The organism is Amycolatopsis alkalitolerans (assembly GCF_006152065.1).
GTDB lineage: Bacteria > Actinomycetota > Actinomycetes > Mycobacteriales > Pseudonocardiaceae > Amycolatopsis_E > Amycolatopsis_E alkalitolerans.
The window spans coordinates 175,762-190,928 of sequence record NZ_VDFW01000010.1 but is presented as its reverse complement, the minus strand read 5'-3'; the positions used below and the strand labels follow the sequence as shown (position 1 = coordinate 190,928).

The 15,167-nt window shown below is 71.0% G+C and carries 14 protein-coding genes; 7 read left to right on the top strand and 7 right to left on the bottom strand.

Features of this window, described 5'->3' with window-relative positions; all coding sequences use genetic code 11:
• Nucleotides 1-131: 131 nt before the first annotated feature.
• Nucleotides 132-1,856 (top strand): 5,6-dimethylbenzimidazole synthase, encoded by a 1,725-nt coding sequence (gene bluB / locus FG385_RS14585; RefSeq protein ID WP_139097245.1) that lies wholly within the window; start codon nucleotides 132-134, stop codon nucleotides 1,854-1,856.
• A 4-nt stretch (nucleotides 1,857-1,860) separates the two neighbouring features.
• On the opposite strand, the gene FG385_RS14580 is transcribed toward bluB, so the two are convergent.
• The 6 genes from FG385_RS14580 to FG385_RS14555 all read right to left on the bottom strand — a co-directional run bounded on the left by FG385_RS14580 (nucleotide 1,861) and on the right by FG385_RS14555 (nucleotide 7,459).
• Nucleotides 1,861-2,343, bottom strand: a complete 483-nt coding sequence (locus FG385_RS14580; protein ID WP_139097244.1) for a VOC family protein — start codon at nucleotides 2,341-2,343, stop codon at nucleotides 1,861-1,863.
• Nucleotides 2,344-2,347: 4 nt separating this feature from the next.
• Entirely contained in the window at nucleotides 2,348-2,599 is a 252-nt protein-coding gene (locus FG385_RS14575; RefSeq protein ID WP_139097243.1) for a lipoyl domain-containing protein, read from the bottom strand.
• Between the two features lie 2 nt (nucleotides 2,600-2,601).
• On the bottom strand, nucleotides 2,602-3,588 hold the full coding sequence (locus FG385_RS14570) for an alpha-ketoacid dehydrogenase subunit beta (protein ID WP_139097242.1): 987 nt from the start codon (nucleotides 3,586-3,588) through the stop codon (nucleotides 2,602-2,604).
• A 3-nt stretch (nucleotides 3,589-3,591) separates the two neighbouring features.
• Nucleotides 3,592-4,620 carry a thiamine pyrophosphate-dependent dehydrogenase E1 component subunit alpha gene (locus FG385_RS14565; protein ID WP_139097241.1) on the bottom strand — a complete coding sequence of 343 codons (1,029 nt, stop codon included), beginning with the start codon at nucleotides 4,618-4,620 and terminating at the stop codon, nucleotides 3,592-3,594.
• Between the two features lie 101 nt (nucleotides 4,621-4,721).
• On the bottom strand, nucleotides 4,722-6,203 hold the full coding sequence (locus FG385_RS14560) for a peroxidase family protein (RefSeq protein WP_139097240.1): 1,482 nt from the start codon (nucleotides 6,201-6,203) through the stop codon (nucleotides 4,722-4,724).
• A gap of 356 nt (nucleotides 6,204-6,559) precedes the next feature.
• Nucleotides 6,560-7,459 (bottom strand): LCP family protein, encoded by a 900-nt coding sequence (locus FG385_RS14555; protein ID WP_200834456.1) that lies wholly within the window; start codon nucleotides 7,457-7,459, stop codon nucleotides 6,560-6,562.
• 524 nt (nucleotides 7,460-7,983) lie between these two features.
• Between FG385_RS14555 and FG385_RS14550 the strand changes: the two genes are divergently transcribed.
• Nucleotides 7,984-10,080 carry a bifunctional polysaccharide deacetylase/glycosyltransferase family 2 protein gene (locus FG385_RS14550; RefSeq protein WP_139097239.1) on the top strand — a complete coding sequence of 699 codons (2,097 nt, stop codon included), beginning with the start codon at nucleotides 7,984-7,986 and terminating at the stop codon, nucleotides 10,078-10,080.
• On the opposite strand, the gene vanY-N is transcribed toward FG385_RS14550, so the two are convergent.
• Nucleotides 10,055-10,624, bottom strand: a complete 570-nt coding sequence (gene vanY-N / locus FG385_RS14545) for a D,D-peptidase/D,D-carboxypeptidase VanY-N (protein WP_139097238.1) — start codon at nucleotides 10,622-10,624, stop codon at nucleotides 10,055-10,057. The genes FG385_RS14550 and vanY-N overlap by 26 nt on opposite strands.
• Before the next feature lie 128 nt (nucleotides 10,625-10,752).
• Between vanY-N and FG385_RS14540 the strand changes: the two genes are divergently transcribed.
• From FG385_RS14540 to FG385_RS14520, 5 genes are all read left to right on the top strand, one after another.
• Nucleotides 10,753-11,382: a phosphatase PAP2 family protein gene (locus FG385_RS14540; RefSeq protein ID WP_160148799.1), complete on the top strand. Its 630-nt coding sequence runs from the start codon at nucleotides 10,753-10,755 to the stop codon at nucleotides 11,380-11,382.
• 11 nt (nucleotides 11,383-11,393) lie between these two features.
• Complete coding sequence (locus FG385_RS14535; RefSeq protein WP_200834455.1) at nucleotides 11,394-12,068, top strand: response regulator transcription factor; 675 nt, start codon at nucleotides 11,394-11,396, stop codon at nucleotides 12,066-12,068.
• Entirely contained in the window at nucleotides 12,065-13,486 is a 1,422-nt protein-coding gene (locus FG385_RS14530) for a sensor histidine kinase (protein WP_139097235.1), read from the top strand. The genes FG385_RS14535 and FG385_RS14530 overlap by 4 nt, the downstream gene beginning before the upstream one ends.
• The gene (locus tag FG385_RS14525; RefSeq protein WP_139097234.1) at nucleotides 13,483-13,944 is read left to right on the top strand and encodes a hypothetical protein; all 462 of its coding nucleotides are present in this window, start codon (nucleotides 13,483-13,485) and stop codon (nucleotides 13,942-13,944) included. The genes FG385_RS14530 and FG385_RS14525 overlap by 4 nt, the downstream gene beginning before the upstream one ends.
• Nucleotides 13,945-14,116: 172 nt before the next feature.
• Entirely contained in the window at nucleotides 14,117-15,166 is a 1,050-nt protein-coding gene (locus tag FG385_RS14520; RefSeq protein ID WP_235022572.1) for a hypothetical protein, read from the top strand.
• The last annotated feature ends 1 nt before the right edge of the window (nucleotide 15,167 follow it).

Here is a 15,167-nt window from a genome sequence, read left to right as displayed (position 1 = left end):
GCGAGTACTTCGTCCTCCGAGCCATGATCCACATCCTCACTCAACGAGTGAGCCTCCATCAGACCCGGGGCGGTTCATTAGGCGGTGTGTTCAGATGATTGACCGCGACGGGAGCGGAGGAAGAACGACCTGTGGTGTGGCCTCGTGCGGTGCCGGTGATCGGTGACAGGAGTTCGGCCGCGGAGCGGGCTTCGCGGCCGGATGGGTGGGCGTTTCCGGTGGCCGAGCGGGAGGCGTTGTATCGGATCATCGGCGCGCGGCGGGATGTTCGCCGGTTCCGGCCGGATCCGGTCCCCGAGGATGTGTTGGATCGGGTGTTGGGTGCGGGGCATGCGGCGCCGTCGGTGGGGCACAGCCAGCCGTGGCGGTTTCTGGTCGTGACCGAACCGGGCACGCGTGAGCGGGCCTCAGTGCTGGCAGATCGGGCCCGGCTCGCGCAGGCCGCCCGCCTGGACCCGGAGTCCGCCCGCAAGCTGCTGGATCTGCAGTTGGAAGGTCTTCGGGAGGCGCCGGTCGGGGTGGTGGTGTGTTGTGACCGGCGGACCCCGGCCGAGGGCGTGCTGGGTCGTGCGACGTTCCCGGACGCTGATGTGTGGTCGTGTGCGTGCGCGATCGAGAACCTGTGGCTGGCGGCGAGGGCGGAGGGGCTGGGCCTGGGCTGGGTGACGTTGTTCGAGCCGGCGGATCTGGCCGCGCTGCTGGGCGTGCCGGACGGGGTGGTGACGTTGGGCTGGTTGTGTCTGGGCTGGCCGGATGAGCGGCCTCCCGACCCGGGGTTGGAGCGGGCGGGGTGGTCGCGGAGGTTGCCGGTGTCCGCGGTGGTGCACCGGGAGCGGTGGCCGGTGACCGGCGAACCCGCGGCGCCGCCGTCGCATTTGCGTGCGCCCGATCAGCGGGCGGTGGTCGGGGTGCGCGATCAGGCGGATCGGTTGCTGGCCCCGCCGGGTTCGCTCGGGGTGCTGGATCGGGCGGCGGATCGGGTGCTGGCGTTGCCGGCGGGTGACCGCGACGGCGGCACGTTGCTGCTGGTGGGGGCGGATCACCCGGTGTGCCGCCACGGCGTGTCCGCCTATGAGGGTGGGGTGACCGGGGAGGTGATGGCGGCGGCGGTGGCCGGTCAGGCGCAGGGGGTGGTCGCGGCGCGCACCGCGGGGCTGCAGACGCTGGTGGTCGATGCGGGTGTCGGAGCGACACCGGTCGCGGGTGCGATCGGTGCGCGGCCGCGCGATGCCCGGGGTGATCTGGTCGAGGCGGACGCGTTGAGCGAGGCGGATACGGGCTTGTTGTTGCGGTGGGGCCGGGACTTGGGGCGGCGGGCCGCGCGGCGGGGTGTGGTGGCGCTGGGTGAGGTGGGGGTGGGGAACACGACGGTGGCCGCGGCGCTGGCGGCGGGTCTGCTCGGGGTCGGTGCCGGGGCGGTGGTCGGGTTGGGGTCGGGTGCGGATTCGGCGATGCTGGCACGTAAGACCGCGGTGGTCGAGGCGGCGTTGGCCCGGGTGGGCTCTGGTGATCCGGTGGTGTTGTTGCGTGTGCTCGGGGGCCCGGAGTTCGCGGTGCTGGCGGGTGCGGTGCTCGGGGCGGCCGCGGCGGGGGTCGCGGTGGTGATGGACGGTCTGGCCACCTCGGTCGCGGCGGCGCTCGCGGTCGCGATGGAACCGGCCGTGGCGGCGCATCTGGTGGCCGGGCAACGCAGCCGCGAGACCGCGCATGCCGCGGTACTCGGTCATCTCGGCCTCGAACCCTTGCTCGACCTGCGGATGCGAGCCGGTGAGGGAGTCGGCGCCTGCTTCGCCACACGTCTACTCCGCGACACCATCCACATCCGCCGCGACACCGCGAAAACCGGCGAGCCGTAAGATCTCAGCCGCCGGTCAGCGCGAGAAAGTCGCCGAAGAGCGTTTCCGCCGCCGGGGTGCGTTCCAGCAACTCGACGACGGTGCCCCGGGTCGCGTTCCCGTCGAGGTAGACCCACCGCACCGGATTGCCCGGTCCGGTGCCGTCGATGAGCAGGTCGCTACCGCGAGCGGCCGCGAGCCGATCGTCGAAATCGTCCACGAGATAGGCGAGATGGTGCATGCCCTCCCCGCGCTCGGCGAGGAATTCCGCATGCGGGGACCGGTCGTCCAGCGGTTCGAGCAGTTCGATCAGCACGCCGCCGAGCACCCCGAACGCGATCTTCAGCGAGAACGGGGTCGGCTTGCCGTACACGAGTGCCTGGTCGAACCGTGACTCGTCGCCGGCGCTCCGGAACGGGCCCGCGCCGAGGCGCCTGCTCAACTCCTCCTGCGCGGCGGCGCAGTCGCGCACGACCCAGCCGATGTGGAACAGCTCAGGCAGCCGCATGTCCTCACCCCGGTGCCCCGTCGGTCTCGATGAGGCACACCGGCTCGCCCACGCCGATGTCGGTGCCCTCGGCGGTCGAATAGGAGACCATGACCCCGTCCTGGGTGGCTTCGATCTCCTGGCTGATCTTGTCCGTCTCGATCTCGTAGAGCGGGTCGCCCTTGCGGAACGCCTCGCCCGGCTGACGGCAGAACCGGACGATCGTCGCTTCTTCCATCGTCATCCCGAGCTTGGGGAGTATGACCTGCACGCGCATCGTCAGACGAGCACCTCGCTGCGGCTGACCGAGCCACGCACGGCGTCGACGATGCGAGCCTTCCCCGGGATCACGTGCGCCTCGGCGTTCGGCGCGTACGGGATCGCCACGTTCGGCGTCGTGACCCGGCGGATCGGGCCCTTCAACAGGGAAAAGCCCTTCTCCGCCACCACGGCGGCGACCTGGCTCGCCGCGGAGCAGCACTCGCGGGCTTCGTCGACGACGATCAGCCGGCCGGTCTTCTCGACCGAGGCGAGTACCGCGGCCTCGTCGAACGGCACGAGCGTGCGAGGGTCGAGTACCTCCACGCTCACCCCTTCGGTCTCGAGCGAGGCCGCGGCGGCGAGAGCCGGCTTCAGCATCCTCCCGATCGCGACAACCGTGGCGGCGTCGCCCTCCCGGCGCACGGCCGCCTTCCCGAACGGGACGAGATGTTCGCCGTCGGGCACCTCGCCGGCCTCGCCGCCCCGGCCGTTCGGTTCGAGCACGAAGCACGGATTCCGGCTGCGGATCGCCGTTTTCACCAGGCCCTTCGCGTCGGCGGGCGTCGTCGGCACGGCGACGTTGAGCCCGCCGAGGTTCATGAGCATCGCGTACGGGGTGTCCGAATGCTGCGCCGCGTTCGCCGCGCCGCCGCCGAAGGTGGCGATCACGGTGATCGGGAGTTCGACCTGCCCACCGGTCATCAGGCGCAGCTTCGACATCTGGTTCCCGATCGCGTCCATACCCGTGTAGAGGAAGTTCGAGAACATCATCTGCACGACGACGTGGTAACCGGCCGCCGCGAGACCGACCGCCATGCCGGTCAGTGTCGTCTCGCAGATCGGCGTGTTGCGGATCCGCCCGGGACCGAACCGTTCGTGCACCCCGCGCAGGTCGCCGACGATCGAAAGCTCGACGTCCTCGCCGTAGACGACGACCTTCGCGTCGCGCTCCATCTCCTCGACGACGCCGTCGCGGATGGCCTGGATGAGCCGGGTGCGAGCCATACCTCAGGCCTCCTCGGGGGCGAACATCAGCTTCTCGGCGAGTTCGGGATCGGCGGGTTGACCGGCCTCGGCGTAGGCCACGGCTTCTCGCACGCGTTCGGCCACCGCGGCCTCGACGCCGTCCAGCGCGGTCTCGTCGGCAACGCTTGAGGAGAGCAGCCGGGCGCGGAACCGGGCGATCGGATCGTTACGCCGCCATGACTCGATCTCGTCGGGGTCCCGGTAGCGGCCGCCGCTGAGCACGACGGGCTCGGCCTCGAAATGGCCCTGGATCCGGTAGGTGCGCGCCTCGACGAACGACGGGCCACCGCCCGCGCGGGCGCGGCTGATCGCCTCGCCGGCCGCACGCCAGACCTCCGTCACGTCGTTGCCGTCGATCTCGGTGGCGGGTATCGAGAACGCCCGGGCGCGGTCGGCGATGCGCCCGGCCGTCACGTCGGCGGCCGGGGTGAACTCGGAGAACCCGTTGTGCTCGCAGACGAAGACCACAGGAAGCCCCCAAAGGGCCGACACGTTCAGGGTCTCCATGAGCGCGCCCTGGTTCGAGGCGCCGTCCCCGAAGAAGCACACCGCGACCTTGCCGTCCCCGTCGAGCTTCGCGCCGAACGCGGCGCCGGTCGCGATCGCGAGGCCCGCGCCCACGATCCCGTTCGCGCCGAGGATCCCCCTGGCGAGATCGGCCACGTGCATCGAGCCGCCCATGCCCTGGCAGATGCCTTCGCGCCGGGCCCAGATCTCGGCCATCATCTTCCGCACGTCGCCGCCCTTGGCGAGGAAATGCCCGTGGCCGCGGTGGGTGGAGGTGGCGTAGTCGCGATCTTCGAGGTGCGCGCACACCCCGGCCGCGATCGCCTCCTCACCGATGTAGAGGTGCACGGCTCCCGGCAGCTTGCCCGCGGCACTGTCGTCTCTCAGCCGCTCCTCGACGCGGCGGATCAGGACCATCGACTCGTAAAGCCGGAGTGCTTCCGATGGTGTCGGCCCGCCGCCGAGCCGCCCGCCCGGCGCCGTCTCGTCGAGCCCAGTCGTCATCGCGCCTCCCGCCCGGCCGCATCGCCGTCACCGACCAGCCCAGCATCGCATCGCGACCCCGGGCCGCGGGGTCTCACTTTTGAGACTGAGGCACGTGCCGGTCACTCCCGGAGCACGCCCGCGATGCGGAGCAGCTGGGCGATGCCGAACTCGCGGTCGCCTTCGGCGAGCGTGGGCCGCCAGGCTGGGAAGGCCGAGCGGTATGAGGTCGGGTCGGCGTCGAGCAGGCCGATGAGCACCTCGGCGACCAGCCGGCTGCCGACCGGTCCGAGGTGGCGGCCGTGGGCCAGCACCTCGGCTTCCTTGAGGATGTAGTACCAGAGGTAGCTCGGGCCCGCGGTGCCCAGTTGCTCGTCGGTCAACGGGTCTTCGCCGATCTTGCGCGCGACGTCCTGACCTGAAGGCAGGCCCTGGGTCTCGCTGCGGAGGAGGTTCCGCACGGCCAGCGAGGCGACCGGGCGCGCCAGCGCACCGTCCTTGGCGCCGGGGATGGCGCTGACCGGCAGGTCCAGCAGCTGCGTGTTGAGCTTCGCCTCGATCCGCTTCGCGAACTGAGGCTTTCCGTGCCCGCCCACGTGGAAGAACAGCCTCCAGTCGATCGCGTGCTCGGCGTCGACCGGCCCGCCGCGGAGGTCGGTACGAGGCGCCGGCGGTGCCTCCGGGTCGTCCGGGAAGATCTTGCCGCTGAAGTTCTCGTTGACCCGGTAGCTCGAACGCACGGTGGGATGGCCGAACCGGTACGCGGCCACCGCGAACTCCGCCGGGATGAACGGCCTGTCACCGGGACGGTAGAAGCGCGGGCCGTTGCGCTCGATGTCGTGCACCACGCCCGGATCGGCGATGGTGGGCAGGAACTCGTGGACGATGATCCACTGGTAGTGCCAGCGCACGAGTCGCTGCGCGCTCGCGAAGACGTCGTTGTAGTAGTTCTCGACGTCGAGCAACTGATCGAGCGGGGCGCCGGGCTGCTCGGTGCCGGGCTCGTCCGGCGGCTTCGGCGGGAGGTGGTGCCCGAGCGCGTCGGTGATCTTCCCGGCACGCAGCAGGTCGACGACCCTGTTGTGGAACTTGATGAGCGCCACGTGGAGCTGCGCGATGATCAGGTTCTCGTCGTTGCGAGGATCCCCGATCAGCGCCACGCCGCCGGTGGTGCGGGCGAGGTCGACGCCGTCTGCCGACAGCGCCAGTTTCGTCTGATGGGAGCCCGGGTCGTACAGATGCGCGCTCACGACCGGGCCGTTGCCGTAGACGTTGTCCATGTCCAGCCGCGGTGAGCGGAAGTCGACCAGGCCGCCTGGATCGGCGCCGCGGTCGAAGGACGAGGTCGCGTCGAGGGTCAGATCGTGGTCGATGAACTGCCCGAAGTAGGTGAACCCCGAGGGAAATCCCCGGTTCTGCTGGTCGTCGGTGGTCTGTCCGCCGTCCATGAGGCCGCCGGGAAGGCCGACCTTCTTCGCCGCCTCCAGCCCGGTGGCCTTGCGCGCGGGCAGGGTCGGGAACATCCGGCCGAAACTGCCCGCGGTGCCGTGCGATCCCGGGGGGATTGCGAGCCCGCGCGACAGCGAACCATGTGTTACAGCCATGCTGTGCACTCCTGAAAGTGGGTGAGGAGATCAGCGCGCGCGGGATCCGCGCGTGCGCGTGAGATGCGTGTGCCGCCGAACGTGGCGCGTCAGAAAACCGTTGCTGTCAAAGAAAATCCCCCATCGCGAAAGCCGCCCCCAGGCGGGCTCAACCCCAGCGCGGGCCACGCTACCAACTCTGAGTAGACCTGTGAAGGATTCCCGGACATACAGTACGTCCCGTCGGCGAGCGTGACAGAAACGAGACCTTCGGCGCTGAACAAGGTGAGACGAGCACGCAGCGTCGCGAGCGCTCGATCGCTTGCCCTGCCCGCCATCTCGGTTACGGAGACGTACTCGATGATCAGACACGCCGCTCACCCGCCTGTTCTGAGCCCGGCGAACAGTTGTGCCGCCTGCTCCTGGTTCCACAACAGGGCCGCGCCGACGCCGGGCAGGTTCCGCGATCCGCCGACCGGCACGGTGGTGGTGACCAGGCCACTGGTCAGCGCGGCACCGAGCCGCAAGAGATCGTCAAGGTGATCGTGGTCGGACACGGTAAGGCCGCCGGAAAGGCGCAGCACCATCGGAACGGACTGAAGCGGGTCGAGCAGGACCCGGCGGCTGGTGCACTTGGCGGCGAGCGCCGCGAGGAACTGCCGCTGGTGCTCGACCCGTTCCAGGTCGCCGCGGGCGAACGCGCGCGTGCGCATGTACTTGAGCGCGTGCGCGCCGTCGAGCGACTGGCAGCCCGGTGCGAGGTCGAGATCGATCTTGGGATCGTGCAGGGCTTCGGGCAGGCAGACCCGCACCCCGCCGACGGTGTCGACCACGCCGGCGAACCCGCCGAAGCCGATTTCGAGGTAATGATCGACGTGGAGACCGGTGGTCTCCTCGACGGTCCGGGAAAGCAGCGTGGGACCGCCGAACGAGTACGCGGCGTTGAGCTTGTTCTCGCCGTAGCCGTGAATCGGGACCAGCGAGTCACGCGGGAGGCTGACGAGCGTTGCCGGCCCCCGCCCGGAAGGCATGTGCAGCAGCATGATCGAGTCGGTCCGCGCACCCGAAGCCGTGGCCGTGTCCCCGGTGTCCAGCCGCTGTTCTTGTTGTGCGGAAAGGCCTTCCCGGCTGTCCGAACCGACCAGCAGCCAGTTGGTGCCGCCCGTGCCGGTGAGCCGCCCGCCGTAGTCGGTGAAGGCGGGGACCCGTGTCAGCGACAGGTCCAGGCCGAGTGCCGCCCCGCAGACCGCCAGCAGCGCCGCCGCCAGCGCGGTCACCAGAATTCTGCGAACGCGACGCAAGAAGGATCGCACAGTTGGTTCTTACCTACTTTCAGGTTAAATTCTGGGAGCGCGGGAAAATAAATCAGCTCTTGTGTCCCCGTAATCGCAACGTTATCGTACGGGCGCCGCTCGAGCGAGTCCCCGTCCCCGTTCCCGAACCGGAGTGAGAATGCACCGGCACCGCCTGAAACACCGCAGTAGCACCAGGATCCGTGATCGGGACGCACTGGCGGACACGGAGGTCATCGACCGTGACCAGGTGCGGAATTTCCGGCCACGGCGCGCGCGGACAGGTCCGGTTTTCGTATCCCGGAACGGCCGCCGCAGACGCGCGATTCGCATTTTCGCCGTGGTGTCGAGTTGTGTCCTCGGCTGTTGTGGTCTGCTTTTGGCGACGGCGATGTTCGCGGAGCGCGATCGCCCTCCTTTGACGTCTGTTCCCAGCACGCCTCCCGCCTCGCCTGCCACGCCCGTTCCCCCGGCACCGGCGCGGCCAGGTCAGTCCGGTTGAGACGGTCGTGCCGCGTCCTCGCAAGGGCGCCCGGGCACCCCGGGCGCACTGGTTGCTCTTCGGCCTGCTGCTGTCGGCCGTCTGCGCACTGCTCACCTTCGATCTCCTGGTCAGCGGGCAACTGGGCGGTCACGAAATCCAGCCGGGCGGGGCGCGGGACTTCGTCCCGGCCGCCGCGCTCTCGGGCGGTTCGGTGATCGATCCCCGCGAACCGTCGGTGCGGCACCTGCCGGACCGCACGATGGCACTGACCGTTGTGGACGGACCAGATCCGGAGAGCACACCCGGCTTGCTCGACGCGCTGGCCAGGCACCATGTCCACGCCACCTTCTTCGTCACGGGTGCGAACGCCGCGAGGCATCCCGGTCTCGTCCGGCGGATCCTGGCCGGGGGCAACGAAATCGGCAACGGCACGATGACCAGGCCCGATCTGCGCCAGGTTGGCGACGACCGCGTGCAACTCGAACTGCGGGCCACCGATCTCGTGCTGGCCGGCGCGGCCGGTATCACCGCCGACCTCGTCCAGTTGCCGTACGCGGCGACCGCGGCCTCGCTCGACTACGACGCGTGGAAGGCGATCCTCCGCATCGGCAACGGCGGACGCCAGGTGGTGGTCGCGGACACCGACGCCGGGACAGCGGCCGGGCAGATCGTCGCGAAATCCCTGCCCCGGGACGATCGCGGCACCGTGCTGCTCATGCACGATTCCGTGGGCACCGCCGCCGCACTCGACCGCCTGCTGCCGGCGCTGCGGGACAGGGGCTGGCGGATCGACTCGGTCGGCGGCGCGCTCAACGTGTCCGGGACCACCAGCGAGGCCGGCCTCCTCGACCGGGGCACCGGGCTGTTGCTGATCGGCGCGGTGCAGGTGTCGGGCTGGGTCGCCGGTGCGCTGCGGTTCCTGCTGCTGGCCGCCACCGCGCTCGCCGTGCTGCGGTCCGCCGTCGTGCTGATCGTGACGCCGGTGCATGTGCGGCGCGCCCGGCGCTGGCGGCCGCCGCGGCGGATCGATGATCGCGTCACCGTGATCATCCCGGCCTACAACGAGGAGACCGGGATCGCCGCCACGATCCGGTCGGCGCTCGCGTCCCGGCATCCCGTCGACGTGATCGTGGTGGACGACGGGTCCACCGACGGGACCGTCGAGGTCGTCCGGCGCCTGCGGCGGCGGGTGCCCGCCGTCCGGCTGCTGCGCCAGTCCAACGCGGGCAAGGCGGCCGCACTCAACAGCGGACTCTCCGCCGCCCGGACCGAGTTCGTGGTGATGGTGGACGGGGATACGATCCTCGACCGCGACGCCGTCGCGCGGCTCGTCGCGCATTTCGGCGACGCGAGTGTCGGCGCGGTGTCCGGAAACGCGAAGGTCGGGAACCGGCAAGGGCTACTGGGGCGATGGCAGCACATCGAGTACGTGATCGGCTTCAACCTCGATCGCCGCGTGTACGACACCCTTCGGTGCATGCCGACGGTTCCCGGCGCGATCGGGGCCTTCCGCCGCTCGGCGGTCCGGCGCGCCGGCGGGGTTTCGGTGGACACGCTCGCCGAGGACACCGACCTCACCATGGCGCTGGAGCGCGCCGGATGGCGCGTGGCCTACGAGGAGAACGCGGTGGCGTGGACCGAGGCGCCCGCCACGATCGGGCAGTTGTGGAAGCAGCGTTACCGGTGGTGCTACGGGACCCTGCAGGCGAGCTGGAAGCACCGGCGCGCGCTGATCGAGCGCGGTGCGGCCGGCAAGCTGGGCCGGCGGGGCCTGCCCTATCTGGTGCTGTTCCAGGTGGTGCTGCAGGTCATCGCGCCGGTGATCGACCTGGTGGGCTTCTTCGGCCTGTTCACCCAGGACGCGGTGTCCATCGCGGCGATCTGGCTGGGATTCCTGCTGCTGCAGGCCGTTCCGGGTGTGGTGGCGTTCAAACTGGACGGTGAGCGGCTGCGCCCGTTGCTCACGCTGCCGCTGCAGCAGATCGTGTACCGGCAGCTGATGTACCTCGTGGTGATCCAGTCCGTGGTCACGGCTCTCGCGGGCGCCAGGCTGCCGTGGCACAAACTGGACCGGCGCGGCCAGCCGGGCGTGCGGGTCAGGTCCGGGCGGCCTGCCCGCTAGCGGCCGCGGGGTGATACCGCGCTCGTGCGCCGGGGTGGGGGACCCGTAACGGCTCGCCAGGTCCGGGGTGGTGTTCGAAATGCCACCACTCGTTGTCGTACGTGCGGTAGAGGTGGTGGCGTGCGCCGTGCTCGTCCAGCCAGCCGGCGCCTTCTCGCGGGCGCACGTCGAGCGCGATTCCCCTGACATGACCGGATTCCGCCGCGGGCAGCACGCGCCGCCGCGCCGCCGCCGGTGAACCGGAGCGGCGGACCTGCTCGTCGAACAGGCGCTGCTGGGTGACGGGATCGCGATACCCCGAGGTGAGGCCGATGAGCCGGCCATGGCGCCAGAACGCCTCGGTGCGTGCCGCGGCGAACGCCGCTTTGGCCCGTCCGGTCAGCCCGGTTAGGTCCTCGGCGGGATAGCGCATCCGCAAGGCCCACCGGCAGGCCAGTTCGAGGGCACGGCGCGGGCGGTACAGGGCGGCCACGGGCAGCAGCACGATGCCGAGGATCAGCGTGACGGCGGTGAACAGCCGGTCGCGGGCACGGAGTTGGTCCATACCGGCAACGGTGGGCGCGGAATGTGCGCGTCTCGCCGTGCTCAGGTCACGGTTCTTCGACAGTGCTTGTGACACAACCATGACATTCCGCGGACGAGCGCGGGACATCGGTGCCCGATGCTGGCGACGTGATATCCGATTTGCGTACCGGCCGCAGCGGTCCGTCGGCTCGCCTGCTCGGCGGGGCGGTGGCCTGCCTGCTCGCGCTCGTGCTGACCTGCGTGGTGTTCGTGTGGACACCGGGCGGCCAGCGCCTCGATCAGCGGTTCCTGCCCGAAAGGCCCCGCTCGGAGGTCCTTTTCGGACTGGCCCGGCATGTCCTGGCGTACCTCGGTGACACGGTCGTGCTGGCCGGTCTGGTCGCCGGTGTCTTCGTGGTGGGCGCGCTCACCGGCCGGATCCGCGGCGCGCTGGCGGGCACCGCGGTGATCGGGTGCTCGCTCGCGGGCGCGCAGCTGCTGAAACTGCTGGTTTCGCGACCTGATCTCGACGTGGGCGGATCGACGACGCACAACAGCTTTCCCAGCGGTCACGTCGCGGTCGCGGCGGCCGTGGTGCTCGCGTTCCTGCTCGTGCTGCCGGCCCGCGCCCGCTGGTGGTGCGCCGTGCCCGGCGCGGCGGCGGTCGCCGTCGTGGCCGCGGCGACGATGATCGTGGGATGGCATCGCCTCAGCGATACGCTCGGTGCGGTGTTCCTGGCGACGGCGCTGGCCTGCTTCGCCGCGGCATTGACGGGCGAGGGGCGGAGCGGGATGTGATACTCGGCGGCGTGCCCCGGGTGTTGCTGATCGAAGACGATCCCGCCGTGCGAGAGGGGCTCGAGCTGGCGCTGACCCGGCACGGGCACCGGGTGGACGCGGCGGAGTCGGGGGAGCGGGGGCTGGAGCGGATCCGCGCGGACCGGCCGGACGTCGTGGTCCTCGATCTCATGCTGCCCGGCATCGACGGGTTCGAGGTCTGCCGCCGGATCCGGGCCGCGGGCGACGTGCCGATCATCATGGTGACCGCGCGCGGGGACGATATGGACGTGGTGGCCGGGCTGGAAGCCGGCGCCGACGACTACGTGGTCAAACCGGTGCAGGCGAGGGTGCTGGAGGCCAGGATCCACGCGGTGCTCCGGCGCACCGCCCGCGAGCAGGCGGAGCTGGAACGCCACGGCGAGCTGACCGTCGACCGGGCCGCGCTGGTGGTGACCAAACGGGGCGCCCCGGTCGGGCTGACCCCGACCGAGCTGCGCCTGCTGCTGGAACTGTCCGCGACGCCTGGCCGCGTGCACAGCCGCCAGCAGCTGCTGGAATCGGTGTGGGACCACGGTTATCTCGGTGATTCGCGGCTGGTGGACGCCTGCGTGCAGCGGCTGCGCACGAAGATCGAGGACGACTCGGCGGCCCCGGTGTACGTTCAGACGGTGCGCGGGTTCGGGTACCGGTTCGGGCCGCTGTGAACCGCCGGTGGCCCGCCGTCGGCCTGCGGGCCCGGTTGCTGCTGGCCTTCGCCCTGCTGACCGTGGTGACGGCGGTGGCCGTGGCGGGCGGCAGCTATGTGCTGGCGCGCAACCTGATCCTGCAGCAGGCGCAGGACGCCGCCGTGCAGGCGATGACCACCCGGCTGCAGGCACTGTTCCCGCTGCGCGATCCGGCCCCGGATCCCACCGCATTGGGCGAAATCGCCGGCGCGGTGACCGATCGCGACGCCACCGCGGTCGCGATCTACCACAACATGCGCTCCGCCGCCGGGCTCGACCCCGGGGTCATTCCGGCCGAACTGCGGGCGGTGGTCGGCGACGGCAAGATCGCCTGGCAGCGCGTGCGGTGGGGGGCCGCCCCGGTCCTGATCATCGGCACCCCGTTGCTGATCACAGGCCCGGACGGGACGACGCCGTCGGGCATCGAGGTCTACACCGCGCGCAGCCTGCTCGCCGAACAGGCCAGCATCGCGCAGCTGGCCACCCGGGCGTCGCTCGCCGGCGGCGTGGCGTTGCTGTTCTCGGTCGTGCTGGCGTTGCTGGCCGCTCGTGGTGTGCTGCGGCCGGTCCGCGAACTCGGCCGGGCGGCGCGGCGGCTGGGCGAAGGGGAGTTGTGGACGCGGATCGCCGTGCACGGAACCGACGAGCTCGCCGATGTGGCACGGACGTTCAACACCACCGCCGGGGAGCTGGAACGGCACGTCGAACGGCTTCGCGCGATGGAGGCCGACGCGCGGCGGTTCGTGGCAGACGTCTCGCACGAGCTGCGGACGCCACTGGCGGCGGTCGCCGCGGTGGCCGGTGTGCTGGAAGAGGAGGCGGGCCGCCTGCCCGAGGACGCCGGCAAGGCCGCCAGGCTGGTCAGCGAGGAGACGCACAATCTCACCCGGCTGGTGAACGACCTGATGGAGATCAGCAGGTTCGACTCCGGCACCGCGGCACTCGCGCTCGACGAGGTCGAGGTGGCCGCCGTGATCCAGGCGTCCCTGCGGGCACGGGGCTGGACGGACCTGGTCCGGACCGATCTGGCGCCCGCGGTCACGGCCCGGCTCGATGCGCGCCGGGTGGACGTCATGGTCGCGAACCTGGTCGGCAACGCGCTGCGGCACGGCGAGCCCGAGGTTTCCGTAACGCTGGCGGCGGATCCGGAATGGCTCACCGTCGAACTCCGCGATCACGGGCCGGGGCTGGATCCGGCGATCCTGCCGCGCGTGTTCGACCGGTTCTGGAAGGCGGACGCGGCGAGGGCCCGCTCGGCGGGCAGCGGCCTCGGCCTGGCGATCGCGCGGGAGAACGCGAACCTGCACGGGGGCAGCATCGCGGCAGGGAACAGTCCCGGCGGCGGCGCCGTGTTCACCCTGCGCCTGCCACGGTGGGCCGGTCGGGAGCGGGGATGAGGCGCGTTCGCCGGGCACTGGCCGCCGCGGCCGCGGCACTCACCCTCGCCGGATGCGGGGTGCAGCCCAGCGGGGTCATCGTCGGCGCGTCCCCGCCGAGTGGCGGGGCCGGGCGCCCCGGGGGAATCACCCTGTACCTGGTGTCGGGCGGCCACGTCACCCCCGTCCGGCGCGCCGGCCTGCCGCTCTCGCCTGCGGACACGCTCGCGCTGCTGGCCCAGGGGCCCACCGCGAGTGAACGTGCGCGCGGGCTGAGCAGCCAGGTCCCGCCCGGTGCCGCACCGTTCTCGGTGACCGCCGTCCCGCCGGGACCGATCGTGGTCACACCGTCCATACCGGCCGATCGACTGTCCACAGTGGCCATGGACCAGATCGTGTGCACGGTGGCGGCAGGCGGCGGGGAGGTCACCATCGCGGGGGCCGGGCGCGGCCCATGGGCCTGCCCCGTCCCGGGCTAGCCACGACAGGCCGGTCAACACGGGCGAGCGGTGACCGGCTATGCTCGCGAGCCCCCACCGATGAGAACTGAACAAGGATAACAACATGGAAACTGAGAGCGACCAGCAGGATGCCTCAGCGGATGTCCTCAGCAGCGCCGCCCACGCTGCCCGCTTGGTCATGTTGGACACGATGGACGAGAGGATCCGCTACGCCTGCGAGGCCCTCGACCGGCCGTCGACATCGGACGTACTGGCCTTCCTGATGACCTACGGGGTCGTGACCGACCCCAAGCGCGAGCGCGCGCACGTATCGGCTCAAGTGGACAAATGGCGCGAGGAGCGCGGTCTGGGCGACACCGGGGACCTGCCGCGACTGTCCGTGGAGATGCTGACCGAACTGGACAGCCGCCGGAACGCCGAAGCGGGCGACGCGGCCCCGGACGCCAAGGCCGAGCCGGCGGGCGAACAGACCGAACCGCCCACCGGGCAGGCTCCGGAAAGCACCGAGACCACCGCTCCGCCCAGGCGGACGCCGCCGGAGGGCTCGCGCGGCTTCTACCTCGTCGCGTTCATGTCGCTGCTGGTCTCGGTGGACACCTCGTGGCGGTTCTTCGGGGAGAAGCTCGGGATCGCGAACGTCTACGAGCGGGCCGCCATGTTCGCCGTGGTGGAGGTCGCGCTGATCGCCTGCGGTTTCGCGATGCGCGCCGGGATCCGCAGCCGCACCGGGAAACCCGGCCCTGCGCGCCTGATCCTGTGGGCGCTGTGTGCCGCGTCCGGGTACATGGCCTTCGACCTGGCCGGTCCCGTGTCCGGGCTCGCGCGGGTCACGCTGGGCCCGGTGCTCGGCGTGGTCATGCTGCACCTGGCGCTCGGCATCGAGATCAGGCACCGGCGCACGCGGGTCACCACGTGGTCCCGGGTCAGCCGCGAACTGAAGGAGCGGTTCCTGTCGCGGCTCGGTCTGGGCGATGACGAGCGGGACGCGCTGGCCCGCACCCGCGACCGTGCCGCCCGCCGTGCCGCGCACCTGGCTCGCGCGTCCTGGTTCACGCCGTTCCGCAAGGCGCGGCTCGACCGCGCGCTGCGTTCGGCGAACGCCGCACACGACGACCGGATGCGATCCCGGCTGATGGCGGAACTCGCGGCCGTCCAGCATGCCGACGAACTGCGGCGGCTTGACCTGGCGTCCCCGTGGTCGGGTTCGCTGACCAACAGCCTCAAGTACCTCAAGCGGTAGC